Annotated in this window: 16 protein-coding genes and 1 pseudogene; 10 read left to right on the top strand and 7 right to left on the bottom strand. The window is 72.1% G+C overall.

Features of this window, described 5'->3' with window-relative positions:
- Positions 1 to 23 precede the first annotated feature (23 nt).
- The 3 genes from BXA11_RS12035 to BXA11_RS12025 all read left to right on the top strand — a co-directional run bounded on the left by BXA11_RS12035 (position 24) and on the right by BXA11_RS12025 (position 4,940).
- Positions 24 to 2,645, top strand: coding sequence for a CocE/NonD family hydrolase (locus BXA11_RS12035; RefSeq protein ID WP_076434587.1), 2,622 nt, complete (start codon positions 24 to 26; stop codon positions 2,643 to 2,645).
- The gene (locus tag BXA11_RS12030) at positions 2,642 to 3,592 is read left to right on the top strand and encodes an ABC transporter permease (RefSeq protein WP_083744172.1); all 951 of its coding nucleotides are present in this window, start codon (positions 2,642 to 2,644) and stop codon (positions 3,590 to 3,592) included. The genes BXA11_RS12035 and BXA11_RS12030 overlap by 4 nt, the downstream gene beginning before the upstream one ends.
- A 448-nt stretch (positions 3,593 to 4,040) precedes the next feature.
- Complete coding sequence (locus tag BXA11_RS12025) at positions 4,041 to 4,940, top strand: sensor histidine kinase (RefSeq protein ID WP_076434586.1); 900 nt, start codon at positions 4,041 to 4,043, stop codon at positions 4,938 to 4,940.
- Here BXA11_RS12025 and BXA11_RS12020 read toward each other — a convergent pair.
- Positions 4,918 to 6,768 carry a sensor histidine kinase gene (locus BXA11_RS12020; RefSeq protein WP_083744171.1) on the bottom strand — a complete coding sequence of 617 codons (1,851 nt, stop codon included), beginning with the start codon at positions 6,766 to 6,768 and terminating at the stop codon, positions 4,918 to 4,920. The genes BXA11_RS12025 and BXA11_RS12020 overlap by 23 nt on opposite strands.
- 121 nt (positions 6,769 to 6,889) lie before the next feature.
- Between BXA11_RS12020 and BXA11_RS12015 the strand changes: the two genes are divergently transcribed.
- Positions 6,890 to 7,549, top strand: coding sequence for a response regulator (locus BXA11_RS12015; protein WP_076434585.1), 660 nt, complete (start codon positions 6,890 to 6,892; stop codon positions 7,547 to 7,549).
- Positions 7,550 to 7,643: 94 nt separating this feature from the next.
- Here BXA11_RS12015 and BXA11_RS12010 read toward each other — a convergent pair whose 3' ends face one another.
- Positions 7,644 to 8,015, bottom strand: a complete 372-nt coding sequence (locus BXA11_RS12010) for a response regulator transcription factor (protein ID WP_239104958.1) — start codon at positions 8,013 to 8,015, stop codon at positions 7,644 to 7,646.
- 196 nt (positions 8,016 to 8,211) lie between these two features.
- Here BXA11_RS12010 and BXA11_RS12005 point away from each other — a divergent pair, with 196 nt between their 5' ends.
- Positions 8,212 to 8,406: a DUF5999 family protein gene (locus tag BXA11_RS12005; protein WP_030505560.1), complete on the top strand. Its 195-nt coding sequence runs from the start codon at positions 8,212 to 8,214 to the stop codon at positions 8,404 to 8,406.
- Positions 8,407 to 8,410: 4 nt separating this feature from the next.
- Positions 8,411 to 8,911 carry an ATP-binding protein gene (locus BXA11_RS12000; RefSeq protein ID WP_076434583.1) on the top strand — a complete coding sequence of 167 codons (501 nt, stop codon included), beginning with the start codon at positions 8,411 to 8,413 and terminating at the stop codon, positions 8,909 to 8,911.
- A gap of 12 nt (positions 8,912 to 8,923) precedes the next feature.
- Here BXA11_RS12000 and BXA11_RS43060 read toward each other — a convergent pair whose 3' ends face one another.
- Complete coding sequence (locus BXA11_RS43060) at positions 8,924 to 9,091, bottom strand: hypothetical protein (protein ID WP_156080707.1); 168 nt, start codon at positions 9,089 to 9,091, stop codon at positions 8,924 to 8,926.
- 267 nt (positions 9,092 to 9,358) lie between these two features.
- On the opposite strand from BXA11_RS43060, the gene BXA11_RS11995 reads away from it, so the two are divergent.
- The gene (locus BXA11_RS11995; RefSeq protein ID WP_076434582.1) at positions 9,359 to 11,467 is read left to right on the top strand and encodes an ATP-binding protein; all 2,109 of its coding nucleotides are present in this window, start codon (positions 9,359 to 9,361) and stop codon (positions 11,465 to 11,467) included.
- A 36-nt stretch (positions 11,468 to 11,503) separates the two neighbouring features.
- Here the strand turns inward: BXA11_RS11995 and BXA11_RS11990 are convergent, their stop codons facing one another.
- Positions 11,504 to 12,397 (bottom strand): 4-epi-cubebol synthase, encoded by an 894-nt coding sequence (locus BXA11_RS11990; protein ID WP_030505563.1) that lies wholly within the window; start codon positions 12,395 to 12,397, stop codon positions 11,504 to 11,506.
- Between the two features lie 168 nt (positions 12,398 to 12,565).
- On the bottom strand, positions 12,566 to 12,967 hold the full coding sequence (locus tag BXA11_RS11985) for an ankyrin repeat domain-containing protein (RefSeq protein WP_030505564.1): 402 nt from the start codon (positions 12,965 to 12,967) through the stop codon (positions 12,566 to 12,568).
- Between the two features lie 114 nt (positions 12,968 to 13,081).
- Here BXA11_RS11985 and BXA11_RS11980 point away from each other — a divergent pair, with 114 nt between their 5' ends.
- Positions 13,082 to 13,987, top strand: a complete 906-nt coding sequence (locus BXA11_RS11980) for a proteasome assembly chaperone family protein (RefSeq protein ID WP_143734214.1) — start codon at positions 13,082 to 13,084, stop codon at positions 13,985 to 13,987.
- Between the two features lie 66 nt (positions 13,988 to 14,053).
- Complete coding sequence (locus BXA11_RS11975; protein WP_244303582.1) at positions 14,054 to 15,139, top strand: Gfo/Idh/MocA family oxidoreductase; 1,086 nt, start codon at positions 14,054 to 14,056, stop codon at positions 15,137 to 15,139.
- A gap of 55 nt (positions 15,140 to 15,194) precedes the next feature.
- Here the strand turns inward: BXA11_RS11975 and BXA11_RS11970 are convergent, their stop codons facing one another.
- Positions 15,195 to 15,791 carry a TetR/AcrR family transcriptional regulator gene (locus tag BXA11_RS11970; protein ID WP_076434579.1) on the bottom strand — a complete coding sequence of 199 codons (597 nt, stop codon included), beginning with the start codon at positions 15,789 to 15,791 and terminating at the stop codon, positions 15,195 to 15,197.
- A 102-nt stretch (positions 15,792 to 15,893) separates the two neighbouring features.
- Between BXA11_RS11970 and BXA11_RS11965 the strand changes: the two genes are divergently transcribed.
- On the top strand, positions 15,894 to 16,691 hold the full coding sequence (locus tag BXA11_RS11965) for an SDR family NAD(P)-dependent oxidoreductase (protein ID WP_076434578.1): 798 nt from the start codon (positions 15,894 to 15,896) through the stop codon (positions 16,689 to 16,691).
- A gap of 104 nt (positions 16,692 to 16,795) precedes the next feature.
- Here BXA11_RS11965 and BXA11_RS44490 read toward each other — a convergent pair.
- Positions 16,796 to 17,135 (bottom strand): annotated as a pseudogene (locus BXA11_RS44490) (transposase); the annotation flags it as partial.

The raw sequence follows: 17,135 nt of genomic DNA, 5'->3' as shown, positions 1-17,135 counted from the left end.
GCGGAGACAAGTAGCATCGCGACATGGCGTTTCCGGGTGGGCGGCGTGCCCTCGCGATCGTGGTCACGCTGGTCATCCTGGTGGCCGGCTGCGTGACGTGGGCACTGTGGCCCTCCGGCTCCGTGGTGAAGGGGCGTGACCTGGTCATCCCCGTCGTGGACGGGCCGGCCGACGACCAGCACGTGGATCTCGACGCCACCTTCTATCCTCCTGCCTCCGGCGGCAGGGCTCCGGCCGTGCTGCTCGCCCACGGCTTCGGCGGCAGCAAGGAGAGCATGCGCGAGCAGGCGGGACGGCTCGCGGAGCAGGGCTACGCCGTGCTGACCTGGTCGGCCCGCGGCTTCGGCCGCTCGACCGGGCAGATCGCGCTCAACTCTCCCGACTACGAGGTCAAGGACGTTCGGCGCCTGATCGACTGGCTCGCCGGACGGCCCGAAGTGCGTCTCGACGCCCCCGGCGACCCGCGCGTCGGGATCGCCGGCGGCTCCTACGGCGGGGCGATCGCGCTGATGGCCGCGGCCTACGACAGCCGGGTCGACGCGATCGTCCCCCAGATCACCTGGTACGACCTCGCCGACGCGCTCTTCCCCGACGCCTCGGGCAAGGGTCCGCTCAACGGCGTCTTCAAGAAGATGTGGGCCGGCATCTTCTTCAGCGCCGCCGCCGACCGGCTGGCCCCGGACGGCGGCCTCGGCGCGGGCGGCCTCGCCGGCCTCACCGGCGCGGCCGCGGGCTCCGGCGGCGACGCGTCCGGAGGCCGGGAGACCGGGCGGACGCCCGGGGCCGAGCAGGTCCAGTGCGGGCGGTTCCTGCCGCAGATCTGCGACATGTACCAGAAGGTGGCCGAGACCGGGCGGGCCACCGAGGAGGCGGTCGATCTCCTGCGGCGGTCGAGCCCGGTCTCGGTGCCCGGCCGGATCAAGGTGCCGACGCTGCTGGTCCAGGGCCAGCGCGACTCGCTGTTCCCGCTCTCCCACGCCGACGCGAACGCCCGCGCCATCGCCGCCACCGGCGCCCCGGTCGAGGTCGCCTGGTTCAACGGCGGCCACGACGGCGGCGACGGCGAGGCGGACTGGCTGTCCGACCGTACGACCGGCTGGTTCGACCGCTACCTCAAGGGGGCCTCCGCCGACGGGGGCGACCCGACGGCGTTCACCGTGACCAGGGACGGCGGACGCGACCCGGGCACACGCCGTCCCGTGCTTCTCCACGCCACCGCCGGCCGCTACCCGGGCCTGGCGGGCGGGGAGCGCACCACGGTCGCGCTCAACGGCCCCCAGCAGTCGATCGCCAACCCGGCGGGCGGGTCGCCGTCGTCGATCTCGGCGGTCCCCGGCCTCGGCGGGCTGCTCGGCGGAAACGGCGGCGGCGGGTCGATCGCGCTGGACATGCCCGGCCAGGCGGCGGTCTTCGAGTCCGCCCCGATGGCCGCGCCCACCCAGGTCACCGGCAGCCCGACCGTCACGATCAGGGTGTACGGCACGGGTGAGGCCACGCTGTTCGCCAAGCTCTACGACGTCTCCGGAGGGTCGCTTCCGGTGCTCCCGTCGAGCCTGGTCTCGCCGCTGCGGGTCACCGCGAGCGAGGCGGGCACTCCGGTCACCGTGACGCTTCCGGCCATCGACAGGAGCTTCGACGCCGGGCACCGGATGCGGCTGGTGGTGTCCACCACCGACCTCGGGTACGCCACGCCCGCCGCCCCCGCCGTCTACCGGGTCGCGCTGGAGTCCCCCACGCTGGAGGTGCCCGGGGACGCGGCGCTGCGGACGCCCGCCACCGGTCCCGCCTGGTGGACGTGGGCCATGCCGCTCGCCGCGATCCTGGTCGCGGCCATGCTCCTGCTGACCGGCAGGGGCAGGCGCCGCGAGGAGGCCGGCGACGATACGGCGGCGGATGCCGAGCCGTCCGAGGTGCCCTTGGTGATCAGCGGGCTGGGCAAGCGCTACCGCAACGGCGAGAAGGCCGTCGACGGCCTCTCGTTCCGGGTCGAGAAGGGCCAGGTGCTCGGCCTGCTCGGGCCGAACGGCGCGGGCAAGACCACCACCATGCGCATGCTGATGGGTCTCATCCACCCCGACGAGGGCGAGATCCGGATCTTCGGCAGCCGGGTGCGCCCGGGGGCCCCTGTGCTGTCGCGGCTCGGGTCGTTCGTCGAGGGGCCGGGATTCCTGCCGCACCTGTCCGGCCGGGCCAACCTTGAGCTGTACTGGCAGGCCACGGGACGGCCGCCGCAGGACGCCCACATGGATGAGGCCCTGGAGATCGCCGGGCTCGGCGCGGCCCTGGAGCGCGCAGTGCGCACCTATTCGCAGGGCATGCGCCAGCGCCTGGCCATCGCGCAGGCCATGCTCGGCCTCCCCGACCTGCTCGTGCTGGACGAGCCGACCAACGGCCTCGACCCGCCGCAGATCGCGGAGATGCGCCGGGTGCTCAAGGCGTACGCCGAGCGGGGCCGCACCGTCATCGTCTCCAGCCACCTGCTCGCCGAGGTCGAGCAGACCTGCACCCACGTGGTCGTCATGCACCGCGGGCGGCTGGTGTCGGCCGGGCCGGTCGGCGACCTGCTCGGCACCGCGCCGGTCGTCAACGGCGCCGGCCCCCGCCTTGAGGACGTGTTCCTCGACCTGATCGGAGAGAACCGTTGAGCCCGGCGAAGCGACCTGCCCCGGACCCGACAGGACACGTCCCCGGCGGCGGGCGGGCCACGCCGGACACCCCGGACGGACCGGACAGGCGCGCGGACGGCGCGGGGGGCCGGGCGCCCGGCTACGCTCCCGGACGCACGCTGCCGCTGCGGGTGGAGTTCGTACGGCAGCTGCGGCGGCGCCGGACCATGGCGATGTTCGGCGTGCTGCTCGCCCTGCCGTGGGTGCTCGTGGTGGCGTTCCAGTTCGGGCCGGCCGGTCGGGGCCAGGGCAGCCTGCGGCTGTCGGATCTGGCCACGGCGGGCGGGCTCAACTTCGCCGCGTTCGCCCTGTCGGTGTCGGCCAACTTCCTGCTGGTCGTCGCCGTGGCGCTGTTCTGCGGCGACACGGTGGCGAGCGAGGCGAGCTGGTCGTCGCTACGCTACCTGCTGGCCGCGCCGGTTCCCCGCGACCGGCTGCTGCGCCAGAAGCTGGTGGTGGCGCTGGCGTACTCGGCCGCCGCGGTGACCGTGCTCCCGCTGATGGCCCTGCTCGCCGGCACGCTGGCCTTCGGGTGGAACGACATCACCGTGCCGGGGACCGGCGAGGTGATCCCCGCCGCCGACGTGCTGCCCAAGTTCGCCGTCGTCATCGGCTACGCCCTGGTCAGCCAGCTCGTGGTCGCCGCGGTCGCCTTCCTGTTGTCGGTCGGCACCGACTCCCCGCTGGGCGCGGTCGGCGGCGCGGTCGGCCTGGTGATCGTCAGCAGCATCCTGCAGGCGGTCGAGGCGCTGGGCTCGCTGCGCGAGTTCCTTCCCACGTTCTGGAACTCCGCGTGGCTCGACGCGCTGGCGCCGGAGCCCGACTACAGCGGCATGGTGAAGGGTGTAGCGGTCTCCGTGACCTACTCGGCGGTCCTCATCGCCCTGGCCTTCCGCCGCTTCCGCCGCCGGGACGTCGTCTCCTGACGGGCCCCGGCCGGCGCAGTGCGCGGATGGACCCCGAGTCGCCGCCTTCACGGCCGGCCGCCCCGTGCTCGCGATGGCGCACGCCGTCCAGGGAGCCGGTGCGGCGGGGGGCCGGGCGAAGGGCCACGCGGCCCGGCGTCCCCCGGGCATTCCAGCTAGCCGGAATATCCCGGCATGGCTGACAGCAGGGCCTGATGGAGGCTGCCCCGGCTGACGGCCAGGGCCCGGCTGGGCCATCGTGGTGAACGGGCCCAGAACCGGCGCCCGCACGCCCGCCGGGCCGACCTGTTGACGAGGTCACTGCACCGCGCGCCCGGACGGACGTACGTACGAGACCGCCGCTGCCACAGAACGCGGTTGTGTAGCCGGAGGTGCGCGATGCAGAGAACGGTCATGAAAGCAACGAGAGCCGCGCTCCGGCGACCACGACCGATCCGGCACCGATGAGATGAGCGTCATGCACCGGCACTCCCACACGGCCGTCGGCGATCCGTCGGGGCGCGCCCGCGATCCGCACGACGAGAGTCAGGTCTCCCTGTCGGCGGACGCCGCCGAGAGCGTGCTGAGGCAGCTCTCCTCCGCCAGGAGAGAGCTGGAGCGGACCGCCGACCGGCAGCGCCGATTCCTGGCCGACGCGTCCCACGAGCTGCTCACGCCCCTCGCCGGACTGCGGACGCAGTTGGAGGTGGCCCGGCTGCACCCCGACGAGACGGATCTCGCCGAGCTCGTCGACCACACGCTGCGCGACGTGGACCGCCTCCAGACGGTCGTCTCCGACCTGCTGACACTCGTAAAGGCGGCGACGATACCCCCGCAGGGGACACGAGTCGCCGACCTGAAGGAGCTGGTCCTGGCGGAGGTCTCCACTCGGACGCCCCGGACGCCGACGCTGCTCCGGCTCATCCCCGGAGTGGCGATCCACGCCGTCGAGCACGAGATCCACCGCCTGCTGGGCAATCTCTTGGACAACGCGCAGCGCCACGCCAGAGGCAGCGTGCTGGTGGAGGTGCGCCAGGAGGGCGCCCACGCGGAGATCACGGTGTCCGACGACGGCGACGGCATCGCCGAAGCCGATCGGGAGAGGGTCTTCGAGCCGTTCATCCGGCTGGACCAGTCGCGCGGCCGAGGCCGGGGCGGCCCCGGCCTCGGCCTCGCCATCGCACGCGAGATCGTGCGGGCCCACGGCGGGACCATCGGTGTGGAGGACGCGCCGGAGGGCGGCGTCCGCTTCGTCGTCCGCCTGCCGCTCGCGGAACCTCCCGCCCGGCCGGGTCCTGAGGGGCACCCGCGACCACGCTCCGGCAGCCCGGACGCGGACCGGGTGGTCAGCGGTCGCCGACCGGGATGACGGCCGTCAGCGTGGTGCCCTGGCCGGCCGGGCTGGTGATCTCGATGGTCCCGTCGAGCGCCTGGACGCGGTCGCTGAGACCGATGAGCCCGGAACCCTTGGCCGGGTCGGCGCCGCCTGTCCCGTCGTCGCGGATCACGACCGTCGCCCTTCCGCCCGTCGCGTGGACGTCGATGTCCACCAGCGAGGCGTGCGCGTGCTTGGCCACGTTCGTCAGCGACTCCGAGACGATGTAGTAGACGGCCACCTCGACCCGCTCCGGCAGGCGTTCCCGGACTCCCACCCGCAGGTCGACGGGGACGGACGAGCGGCGCGCGAGCATTTTCAGGGCCGGTCCGAGACCACCTTTGGACAGAATCGCCGGGTGGATGCCGCGCGACAGCTCCCGCAGGTCTTCCAGCACCAACGCCAGGCCCTCGGCCGTGTGGGACAGCTGCCGCCTGAGCTCCGGCAACTCCGGCGGCACGGCGGTCTCCGCCATGCGCAGCTGCAACCCCAGGGAGACGAGGCGCTGCTGCGCTCCGTCGTGCAGATCGCGCTCGATCCGGTGCCGGGTCTCGTCCGAGGCGGCGACCACACGAGCGCGTGAGGCGGCGAGCTCGTCGCGGGTCAGGGCGTTGGAGATGGCCGTCACGACGAGTTCGGTGAAGTCCTGCATGCGCTCCTCCACGCCCTCCGGCTGCCGCTCCACGCCCCGGAAGAAGGCGATCATCACGCCCCACAGGCGCCCCTCGACGAGGATGGGGCCGCCGATCGCGACGCCGTTCTCCTCGTCTCTGGCCCACCTGCCCAGCTCCCCGGCCGTCCTTTCGTCCACCATGATCCTGCCCGTCTGTCCCGATCGCAGGACGAGGGCGGACAGGCCATCCTCGTGAAGCCGCCGGCGCGCGCCCACCGGCGGCGGGCCCCCGCCGCTCGACGCGCTCCAGGAGCTCATCAGGACGACCGTGCGGTCGGGCTCGTATCGTTCGATCGCCGTGTGGTCCGCGTTCACGATCAGGCCCATCTCACCGGCGACCGCGTTGAAGATCTCCGTCGGGCTGACTCCGCGTGCGACCAGTGTCGCCACCCTCCGCAGGGCGGCCTGCTCCTCGGCCACCCTGGCCAGCTCGTCCCGGCTCGCCGCCAGGGCACAGGCGACGGCCTCACGACCACGCGCCGCCACCAGCGCCGCCTCCAGTGAGGGCACCACGCGCTCGCGCAGGCGGCGCAGCGTCGCCTGCGGCAGATCCGCGGGCACGACGAGCGAGCCGAACCGGGCACCCTCGTCACTGAGGGGCAGTGCGGCGCGGCGCCGGTCGCCGCCGGCCGGCCCGAGCTCGATCGCCACGGACGGCAGACCGAGGTCCTGCGCCAGACGCCGGGCCACGACCGGCAGCGCCGCGCGCAGCTGCTCGGCACGCAGGAGGAGACGGGCCGTGCCGGCGCTGACGTCGGCCTCGCAGCGGCGCTCGTCGGCCTCCAGGAGCAGCGATCGCAGCAGCGCCGCGGCACCGCTGACCAGCAGCGCGACCACCAGGAAGACCAGCAGCGCAATCCACGACCAGCTGCTGAAGAGCGTGACCTGGTGCGTCGGAGGAACCAGGAAGAGGTCGTAGGCCAGAGCACTCCCCAGCGCGGTCGCCATGCCGAGCGGCAGGCCCCACATGTACGAAACCAGGAGAATTCCGAGCAGATAAACTAGGCCCAAGGGACTTGTGGAGGCCACCCTGACCAGCAGGAGGGCCAAAAGCGTCTCCGCCGTCACGCATACGACGCCGACGACGACGCCCAGAACAAGGGGCGGACGTGCCATCCGGAGCAGCGACGACAGCCATCGCGCGCGCATAATCCAACGTTACGCGGCCATATGTACCACATCGACGCTGATCGGCCGCGCATGGTGCGACTGCCCGATCGCCGACACGATCGAGGTACGGTCCCTGCGCGGCGCGAAAGGCGGCGGAACGGTGAACGAGGCCCCGGCACGAGTGGTCCTGGCGGACGACGACGTCCTGTTGCGCGAGGGGCTGGCGAGCCTGTTGGAGCGATCGGGGTTCGAGGTCGCCGGCCAGGCGGGAAACGCGCCCGAGCTGATCGCCCTCGTACGGCGGTGCCGCCCCGACCTCGCGATCATCGACATCCGGATGCCTCCCCGGCACACCACGGAGGGCGTAGAGGCGGCCAAGGTCATCCGAGCGGAGCTCCCCGAGGTCGGCATCCTGCTGCTGTCGGCGCACATCGAGGTCGATCAGGCGATGGAGTTGCTCGCCACAGGCCAGCGGATCGGCTATCTGCTCAAGACCCGGGTGACCGCGGTGTCCGAGTTCGTGGGGACACTGAAACGCATCGTCAGCGGCGGCTCGGTCGTCGACCCCAGCCTCGTGGCGGAACTGATCAACGCCCGCCGCCGGCATGATCCGCTGGAGCAGCTCACCCAGCGCGAGCGCGAGGTGCTCGCCCTCATGGCGGAGGGCCGCTCCAACGCGGGAATCGCGCACAAGCTGTGGATCACGGAGGGCACGGTGGAAAAGCACGTGCGCAGCATCATGGCGAGGATGCGGCTGCCGGAGACGGAGGACGACCACCGCCGCGTGCTCGCGGTGCTCGCGTTCCTCGACGCCCGCTGACGCCGCCCACGACAAGGAGGACCCAGAGGGAGGCAACGGTGACCGGGACCGGTCGGCCGGCGGTACCGGCGCGGCACGGACCCGTGCGGACCGGTCAGGCGTTCGCCTTCCGGAGGATGTCGTCGATCGCCCGGCCCGAGAGGTGCGGCTTGGACAGGAAGGCGACGGCCGGGCTGGTCGCGATCAGTTCGGCGTAGTCCTGCTCGTCGTAGGTGGAGATCAAGATGATCCGCGGGCGACGGCCCTCCGCCTCCTCCCACAGCCTCATGACCAGGTCGAAGCCGCTCTCCTCGCCCAGGTCGACGTCGACCAGCACGAGATCGGGCCGCAGCTCGTGAAACCGCCGCAGAGCCTCGGCAAAGGTGGCGGCCGTGCCCACGACAGCGATGCCGTCCGCCTCCAGCAACAGGCGGGCGGCTTCCTTGAAGTGATCGCTGTCGTCAACGATGAGACACCGCAGGGCCACACGTTCAGAGTGACATCGGAGCATCTCTGAGTCATTGCAGGTAGCCGCCATCCCGGAGTCCGGCGGACAGGCATGCGAGATGGGGGCTTCCGGCGCAGACAGCGAGCCTTTCGTCCGGAATCGTGGGATGTGCAAGGAGTGCGAACCGGCCTTTCGTGAGCTGTCCGCCGTTCGCCGATGGATCGAGGTGACACGCATGTGCCCGCACACCCCGCCGTGTCCGCCCGCGTACGCCCCGGGTCACGACGCCGCCCGTCTCGTGGCCTTCCACCCGGAGCAGGGGTGGGGGCTGCTCTGCAACGGTGTCGTGGTGTTCGAGGACACCGGCGAACTGCTGCCCGACGGCCGGAGCCTTCTGCCGCACCGGGCCCGCTGTGCGCAGGCAGCGTGAGCCCATGAACGCGACGATGCTCGTCCCCGCGCCCCGGCGGCCGTACGGCGCCCTGCCGGGGGAACCGCCTCTCGCCGCGCCGGACGGCGCGGACGGCGACAGCGTGCCCGGGGCGTGCCGGGCCTCGTGGGTCCTCCCCGCCGTCCCGTCGTCCACGAGCCGGGCACGCCGGCTCGTCCGCGCCGTGCTACGGGACTGGACGGGCAGCGCGGAGGGCGAGGTGGCCGACGTGGCCGAACTGCTCGTCAGCGAACTGGTCGCCAACGCCGTGCGGCACGGGCGGGGGGAACCGGTCCTCGCGCTCGTGCTGCGGGACGGCGTCCTACGGTGCGAGGTCGAGGACGAGGACGAGGCCCCCGTTCCGCTGCGGGCCCGCGACAGATCGCCGGACGACGCGGAGGGCGGCCGGGGGCTGCTGATCGTCGAGTGCCTGTCCCGCTCCTGGGGCGTACGCCCGACGAGCAGGGGAAAGGCCGTGTGGTTCGAGCTGGCGCCCCGGTCCTGAGCTAGCCCAGAGCTAGCCCCAGTGCGGCGGGCGCTCCTCCAGCAGGTGGGAGACGTCGGAGTCGGAGCGCCAGTCGCCCCACCCGAGGTCGGTGTCGTCGCTCGTCTGGTCGGGCAGCACCGGCAGCCCCTCGTCGAAGAGGTCCACCGGACGCATGTCATCCGGATGCTGCGCACTCACGCCGCCAATGTTACTGGCTCCGTCCGGGAGCCGCGGAGCCACGGCGCCACGGGAGCGGGACAGCCGCGGAGTCCCGGGCGAGCGCCGGGCGCGGCCCTGGAGTCCGGGCGCGACGGCCGGGCGGCGCTGGGACTCCTTCCGCCGAGGGGAGATCACGCCGCCTCATCGCCGGGCAAACGTCACGCCCGTACCACCGGACAGCCAACCGCACGCAAAGGTACGATGCGGGAGCAGGGAGCACGCCGGACGAACCCCCCGTGAGGCGGCATGGCAACGCCAGCAGGATGGCGGCAAGAGGGCAACCTGCCCGTGGAGCTGACGAGCTTCGTCGGGCGCACGCGGCTGCTCGCGTCGCTGCGACAGAAGCTGCAGGAGCACCGGCTGATCACCGTGACGGGCATCGGCGGGGTCGGCAAGTCCCGCACCGCGCTGCGTGTCGCGCATCAGGTGCGGCGCCAGTTCAGGGACGGCGTCTGGTACGTCGACCTGGCCCGGCTGCAGGACCCCGCGATGGTCTACCACACGATCACGGCCGCGCTCGGCATCGCCGACCAGTCGCCGCGGGAGGGGTCGGCCACCCTCACCGAATGGCTGGCCGACCGGGAGCTCCTGCTCATCCTGGACACCTGCGAGCACCTGGTCGACGCCTGCGCCCAGCTCACCCAGGATCTGCTCAACACCGCGCCGCACCTGCGCATCCTCGCGACGAGCCGGCGGTCGCTCAACGCGCCGGGCGAGTACACGGCCGCCGTGCCGCCGCTGACGGTGCCCGGCGACAAGCCGTCGGAGAATCCGTTCACCAACGAGGCCGTCGAGCTGTTCGGCATCCGGGCCTCCGCCGTCGTGCCCGACTTCGTGGTCGACGAGGACAACGTCACGGCCGTCGCCGAGCTGTGCCGCCGTCTCGACGGAATCCCGCTGGCCATCGAACTGGCCGCCGTACGCCTGCGCACGCTGTCGGTGGAGCAGATCCTCGCGCTGCTCGCCGATCGGTTCAGCCTGCTCGCCGGGGCCAGCCGTACGGCGCTGCCGCGGCACCAGACGCTGCGCGCGGCGATCGGGTGGAGCCACGAGCTGTGCGAACCGGCCGAGCGGCTGCTGTGGGCGCGGCTGTCGGTGTTCGCCGGCGACTTCGACCTGGACGCGGCCCGGAGCGTCTGCGCCGGCGAGGCACTGCCGTCCGAGCGGATCCTCGACGTGATCGGCGGCCTGGTCGACAAGTCGGTCCTGCTCAGCTTCCCCACCCCGGCCGGGCAGCGCTACCGCCTGATCGACACGCTGCGGCAGTACGGCGGCGAGTGGCTGGACAAGCTCGGCGAGACACAGGACCTGCGGTGCCGCCACCGCGACTACTACCTGCAGCTCGCCGAGCGCAGCGAGCACTCGTGGTCGGGACCGCGCCAGGTCCACTGGTACACGCGGATGCGCCAGGAGCACGACAACATCCGCGTCGCGCTCGACTACTGCCTCTCGACGCCGGGCGAGGAACGCGTCGGGCTGCAGTTGCTGTCGGCCCTGTGGTTCCTGTGGGTCGCCTGCGGCTTCGCCCGTGAGGGCGTGGTCTACCTGGAGCGCGCGCTCAAGATCAGTCCCTCGCCCAGCAAGGAGCGCTGCAAGGCCCTGTGGGTGCTGGCCTACATCCGCAGCGCCCAGGGCGACATGGCGGGCGCGCTCGCCGCGGCCGAGGAGTGCAGCACCGACGCGGTGCGCGTGGGCGACTCGGGCGCGGTGCTGCTGGCCACCAAGATGCAGGGCACCGCGGCCATGCTGCAGGGCGACGCGAAGAAGGCGACGGCGCTGCTCGGCGTCGCGATCGAGTTCCACCGCGGCGGCCGGGAGCTGAACCCGGGCCTGCTGCCCGCGATCGTCGAGCTGTCCATGGTGTTGTTCGCGCAGGGCGAGTTCGAGGAGGCGGAGACGCTCCTGGCCGACTGCCTGCAGGTCTGCCAGGAGCGCGGCGAGCTGTGGCTGCGGTCCTACTCCTGGTACGTCTCCTCCCTCGTCCACCGTGCGACCGGCAGGCGCGACGAGGCACTGGTGGCGTGCAAGGAGGCGCTGCGCATCAAGCGGCACTTCCACGACGTGCTCGGGATCGTCCTGTGCGTGGACAACCTCGCCACCCTGAACCTCGAGGCCGGCGAGCCGGGACGGACGGCGACCCTCCTCGGGGCGGCCCAGGCCAACTGGCGGACCTTCGGGCTGCCCCAGTTCGGGTCGCCGTTCTTCACGACCGAGCACGAACAGTGCGTCAAGGAGTGCAAGAAGCTGATCGGCGACGCCGCCTACGACGAGGCGTACACCGTCGGGACCCGGTTCAGCCTGGGCGACCTCGTCGAGTACGCGCTGGACGACCTCGACGACTTCCACCTGGACTGACCGGGTTCACCGCGGCCCCCGATCGCCGATGGGTGGTCACTGCCAGGCGCCGAAATACCGGGAGCTGGTCAGCGAGTAGTCCACGCTGCCGCTGATCCAGTACTGCAGGCCTCTCACGTACGCGTCGACGGCGGGCGAGCCGAGCGCCTCGGCGGCAGGGGCGAGCGCCGCCATCGCGGCGACCGCCTCGTCGCGCATCGCGCCGATCCGGTCCATCGCCTCCTGGACCGTGCACCCGGTGTGCCCGACCAGCACGCTGACGAGGTTGTTGCGGATGTTCGCCTCGCCCCGCTCCTTGGCGTACGAGATGAGGTCGTTGTCCCAGACGACCACGTCGTTGGCGTGCTCGGTCATCTCGTGCACCACCGGATGGCGCCACTCGTCCGTGGTGAGGCAGACCTCCGCGGCCACGTCGATCAGCGCGAAGACGGTGAGCATCGCGCCGGTCCTGCGGCGCATGAAGATGTAGTCGTCGATGGTCGGGACGACGTCGTCCTCCCGGTTGGCGGCCTCCCAGACCTGGGCGAACAGGTAGTCCTTGATCGTCGCGCGCCACCGGTCGAGCTGGTCGGCGGTGCCGTTCTTCCTGATCCGTGTCTTGATGTCGAGGAGCGAGCGGGCGAAGACGTTCTCGACCGGTTCGCCCCCCTCGTTGTCCTCGACGACGCTGTAGAGCTGGGGCAGGGCCCGGGCGATCTCGGCCGCCCGCCGGTCCGACTCGCAGTAGGCGTCGTCGAACGCGAACAGCCACACGCACCAGTCCGTGACGAGCTGGCACAGTTCCTGGGAGGCGTACGGGTAGGTCCGGGCGCCGAGCCATCCGTAACGAGCGAGCCGGAAACGCTCAAGCTGGCCGTCGTCGGCGATCATGCCGGAGGCGGCCAGCCAGGCCAGCGTGTCCCGGTTCACCTCGTCGACGTGCGGGTTCACCGCACTCGGGAAGGGGCAGGTGAGCGAGGGAAGGCGGAGGGGGCTCCCACTGAGGGAATCCGCTTTCGCAGTAGCCATCCGACAAGCATGGTCCTAGCAGATGATCGGCGCCAGCCTTGCCATAATTACGGACACACCGGCCAGATAGATCTATCCAGACAGATCTATTCAGCCGGATGAGCCCTCGATGAGCGTGACGATCTCCGCGTCCCCGAACATGCGGGCGGCGTCGACGGCCGAGGGCGTCCCGGCGTAGCGGTCGGCTCCCAGCTCCAGCAACGCCCGCACGACCTCGGGCTCCTTCTTGAACACCGCGCCGGCGAGCGGGGTCTGCCCGCGGTCGTTGGCGAGGTCGGGGTCCGCACCCCGCTCGCCCAGGGCGCGCACGGTGGCGGCGTGCCCGTGGTAGGCCGCCAGCATGAGCAGGGTGTCGCCCTTCTGGTTGCGCAGGTCGACGGGCACGCCCGCGTCGACGTACGCGCACAGCGCCTCGGTCCGCCCCGACCTCGCGAGGTCGAAAAGCCTGGTGGCGAACTCCTCCATCTCAGGGTCCGGCTCCATGTTCCCCATAGTCCAACGGTAAGGTCGCCGCTACCCCTCCGGATCGAGCACGGAACGGGCCGGAATCGACCGGGGGTCCCGTAGGTTCAGTAGGTAAAGACCTCGCGAGAAAGGCTGGGACACGTGTCCGACCCCACGGATCTCTATCGGCTCGACGTGGACCTGCCCGAGCTGACCGATCCGGTGCTGCTCTATCACTTTGAGGGGTTCGTCGACGCCGGCGCCGCCGGGCGGCTCGCCCTGGGGCACCTCCTCGCCGAACTGGAGCACCGGGTCATCGCGACCTTCGACGTGGACCGGCTGATCGACTACCGATCCCGCCGCCCGGCGATGACCTTCGACACCGATCACTGGAGCGACTACGACACCCCTGAGCTGGCCGTCTACCTGACCAAGGACGTCACGGGCACGCCGTTCCTCATCTTGAGCGGCCCGGAGCCCGACCGGGAGTGGGAGCTGTTCACCGAGGCCGTCGGCATGCTGGTGACCCGGCTCAACATCGGCAGGCTGGTGACCGTCCACGGCATCCCGATGGGCGTTCCGCACACCCGGCCGCTCGGCATGACGGCCCACGCCACCCGCCCCGACCTCGTGAACGGGCAGACCAGCCCGTTCGGCAAGGTCCGCGTGCCGGGGAGCCTCGCCGCGCTCATCGAGTTCCGGCTCGGGGCGAAGGGTCACGACGCGCTCGGCTACGCCGTTCACGTGCCCCACTACCTCGCCCAGGCGGAGTACCCGCAGGCCGCCGTGGCGGCGCTGGAGGCCGTCACCCGCGGCACCGGGCTGGTCTTCCCCATGGACGCGCTCAGGGAGGCGGCCGACAAGACCAACGTCGAGATCGAGGAGCAGATCGCGGCGTCCGACGAGCTCGCCGGCGCCATCCGCGGCCTGGAGCAGCAGTACGACGCGTTCCAGTCGGGCGCCGAACGGGAGAGCCTGCTGGCCGAGGAGGCGCAGATGCCCACGGGTGACGAGCTCGCCGCCCAGTTCGAGGCGTTCCTCGCCGAACGGGACGACGGCGACGCCTGAGCCGCCGCGAAGCCCGCCGCCCCGACCCGCCCGAAGGACTCCCCGCGCCTCATGCCGTCCTCAGATTTGCCCGAAATTCGCGTCGGACTGGCTGGTTTCGGTCCGGCCGGATCCTTTTTCCACGCGCCGCTGATCGCCGCCACGCCGGGACTGCGCCTCGCCGCCGTCGTCACCCGCGACCCCGGCAGGGCCGAGCGTGTCCGCGCCGGCTATCCCGGCGCGGCCGTCGTCCCCGCCGTGGACGACCTGTGGGACCGCTGCGATCTCGTGGTGATCGCGACGCCGAACCGCACCCACGTGCCCATGGCGGCCGAGGCGCTCAAGGCCGGGCTTCCCGTGGTCGTCGACAAGCCGCTGGCCGGCGCCGCCGCCGAGGCCCGCGACCTCGTACGGCTCGCGCGCGACCGCGGGCTGATGCTGACGGTCTTCCAGAACAGGCGCTGGGACGGCGACTTCCTGACGCTGCGCCGGATGCTGCCCGAGCTGGGCGAGGTCCACCGGTTCGAGTCGCGGTTCGAGCGGTGGCGGCCGGTGCCCAAGGGCGGCTGGCGCGAGTCGGGCGGCCCGGAGGAGGTCGGCGGCACCCTCTACGACCTCGGCAGCCATCTGGTGGACCAGGCGCTGCGCCTGTTCGGCCCGGTCTCCGGCGTGTACGCGGAGACCGACGTCAGGCGGGCCGGGGTGCGCAACGACGACGACGCGTTCGTCGCGCTGACCCACCGGAACGGGACCCGCTCGCACCTGTGGATGAGCGCGGTGGCCGCGGACCTCGGCCCGAGGTTCCGGGTGCTCGGCTCCCGCGCGTCGTACGTCAAGTGGGGACTGGACCCCCAGGAGGAACGCCTGCGGGCGGGCGAGCGCCCGGACGCCGCCGAATTCGGCCCGGGCGGGAGTTCCGGCGCGGGCACCGGATGGGGCGTGGAGGCCCCGGAGCGCTGGGGCATGGTCGGGGCCGGGGGCGACACCCGCCGGGTCCCCACCGAGCCCGGGGCGTACCAGCGGTTCTACGAGGGCGTCGTGGCCTGCCTGCGCGACGGTGCGCCGCCCCCGGTCGAGCCCGGCGACGCCGCGGACACCATCGCCGTCCTGGAGGCCGCCGCTCTGTCGGCCGCCCGTGGCCAGATGGTCGCCCTTCCCGTCGCGGAGGAGTAGCGGCCGCTCACTTCGGCGGCCGCTCACTCCGGCGGCCGCTCACTTCGGCGGCTGCTCACTCCGGCGGGGTGGCCAGCCTGCGGGCGGTTTCGATCACCGTCTCGCGACGGCGGGCCAAGGCCGCCTGCTCGGTCTCCTCGTCCAGAACGAGGCGGCACATCCGGGGCACCGCGAAGTTCCAGGAGATCAGTCCCATGATGGTGAACAGCAGGTCCTGGGAAGCGCGGACCCGCGCGTCCTCCACAAGGTCGCCGGCCGCGCCCGCGTCGATGAGTTGGCCGACCTTCTCGCGGAAACCGTCGCGCCACTCCTGCTCGCCCTCGCCGGGTTCGTCGCCCACCTCCAGCGCATCCCACAGCAGCAGCCTGATCAGCTCCGGGTGTTCCCGATACCAGTCGAACATCTGCCCGACCGACTCGGCCACCGCGTCGGGATCGACGGAGACGGAGGCGCGGACGTCCTCCAGCTTCGCCCGCAGGACGGCGGCGAACAGCTTCTCCTTGCTGCCGTAATAGAGGTAGATGGCCTGCTTGTTGGCCTTGGCGGCCGCGGCGATGCGGTCCACCCTGGCCCCGGCCAGGCCGTGCTCGGCGAACTCGACGGCGGCGGCGTCGAAGATCCTCCGTCTGGTGTCCTCCGCGTCGTAGGCCATGCACGAATTAAACCATCCGGTTGACTCCTCCCCCCTCCGGGCGGCAGTATCGGGGCGAGCAATAAAACAACCAGATGGTTTATTCCACCGAAAGGCTCTCCCATGAGCACTGCGACACCCATCCCCGTCCGGTCGCCGCTGCCGGGCACCCTCTCCGGCACGACCGCCGTCCTCATCGGCGGCAGCTCGGGCATCGGGCTGGCGGCGGCCGTCCTGCTGCGTTCGGTCGGCGCCCGCGTCGTGCTGGTCGGCCGCGACCCCGACCGGCTGAAGGCCGCCGTCGCCCGCGTGCGCGAGGCGGGCCCGGCCGGGGATCCCGACGACGCCGTGCTGGGCGTTCCCGGCGACGCCGGGGACGAGCGGATCCTCACCGAGGCGTTCGACAGGGCGGGTCACGTCGACCACGTGTACGTCACCGCCGGCGGCATCAGCGGCGCCGGTCCGCTGACCGGGCTGTCGGCCGACGACATACGCACGACCCTCGGCTCGGGCCCCCTCCAGACGGTCTTCGCCGTCGCCCGCGCGGCGGCGACCCGGCTTCCCGCGGGAGGTTCGCTCACGTTCAGCTCGGGGATTCTCGTGGTCCGCCCCTACCCCGGGATGACCGTCCCGCTGTCGGCCGCCGGCGCCGTGGAGACCCTCACCAGGGCCCTCGCCGTGGAGCTCGCCCCTGCTCGGGTGCGGGTGAACACCGTACGCTACGGCCGGATCGACACCCCGCTCCTGCGTTCACTGCCGGGGCTGGACTCCGACGACGCGATCGCCGCCGCCGGAACGTCCACGCCTCTCGGCCGCTTCGGCACCGCCGAGGAGGCCGCCGCCGCGGCCGTCTTCCTCATGGCCAACAACTACGTCACCGGCCAGGTCATCACCGTCGACGGCGGCGAAACCCTCGCCTGACCCCGCCTCCGGCACCGGCCGGAGGATGCTCTTATGGTTGTCAAGCCGCGATTTCGTGATCATTCGTTGTGATGATCCGGTAGAGCTCTCGGGCGATGTAGCGTTGCCTGCCGGTCGCCCCCGCGGTTGAGCCGGTGCCGGGTGGTCTTGCCTGAGGAGGCCGGGATGGGGGCGGCGCCGCAGAGCATGGCGAAGGCGGCCTCCGAGCGCAGCCGGTCATGGTTTTCACCAGCGGTGACCAGCAACTGGCCGGCGACGTCGGTGCCCACCCCGTGGGCGGCGACGAGGCGGGGATTGATCGCGGCGACCAGGGGCTGCAACAGCTCGTCCAGGTCGGCGATCTCGGCGGACAGCTGCTGGTGGCGGCGGGCCAGCGAGCGCAGGGCGATCTGGGCGGCGGTGGCGGGCATGGCGGTGGCGGGCATGGCGGTGGCGGGCATGGCG

It is taken from the genome of Microbispora rosea (genome assembly GCF_900156315.1).
GTDB lineage: Bacteria > Actinomycetota > Actinomycetes > Streptosporangiales > Streptosporangiaceae > Microbispora > Microbispora rosea.
This window is presented reverse-complemented; position numbering and strand designations above follow the sequence as displayed.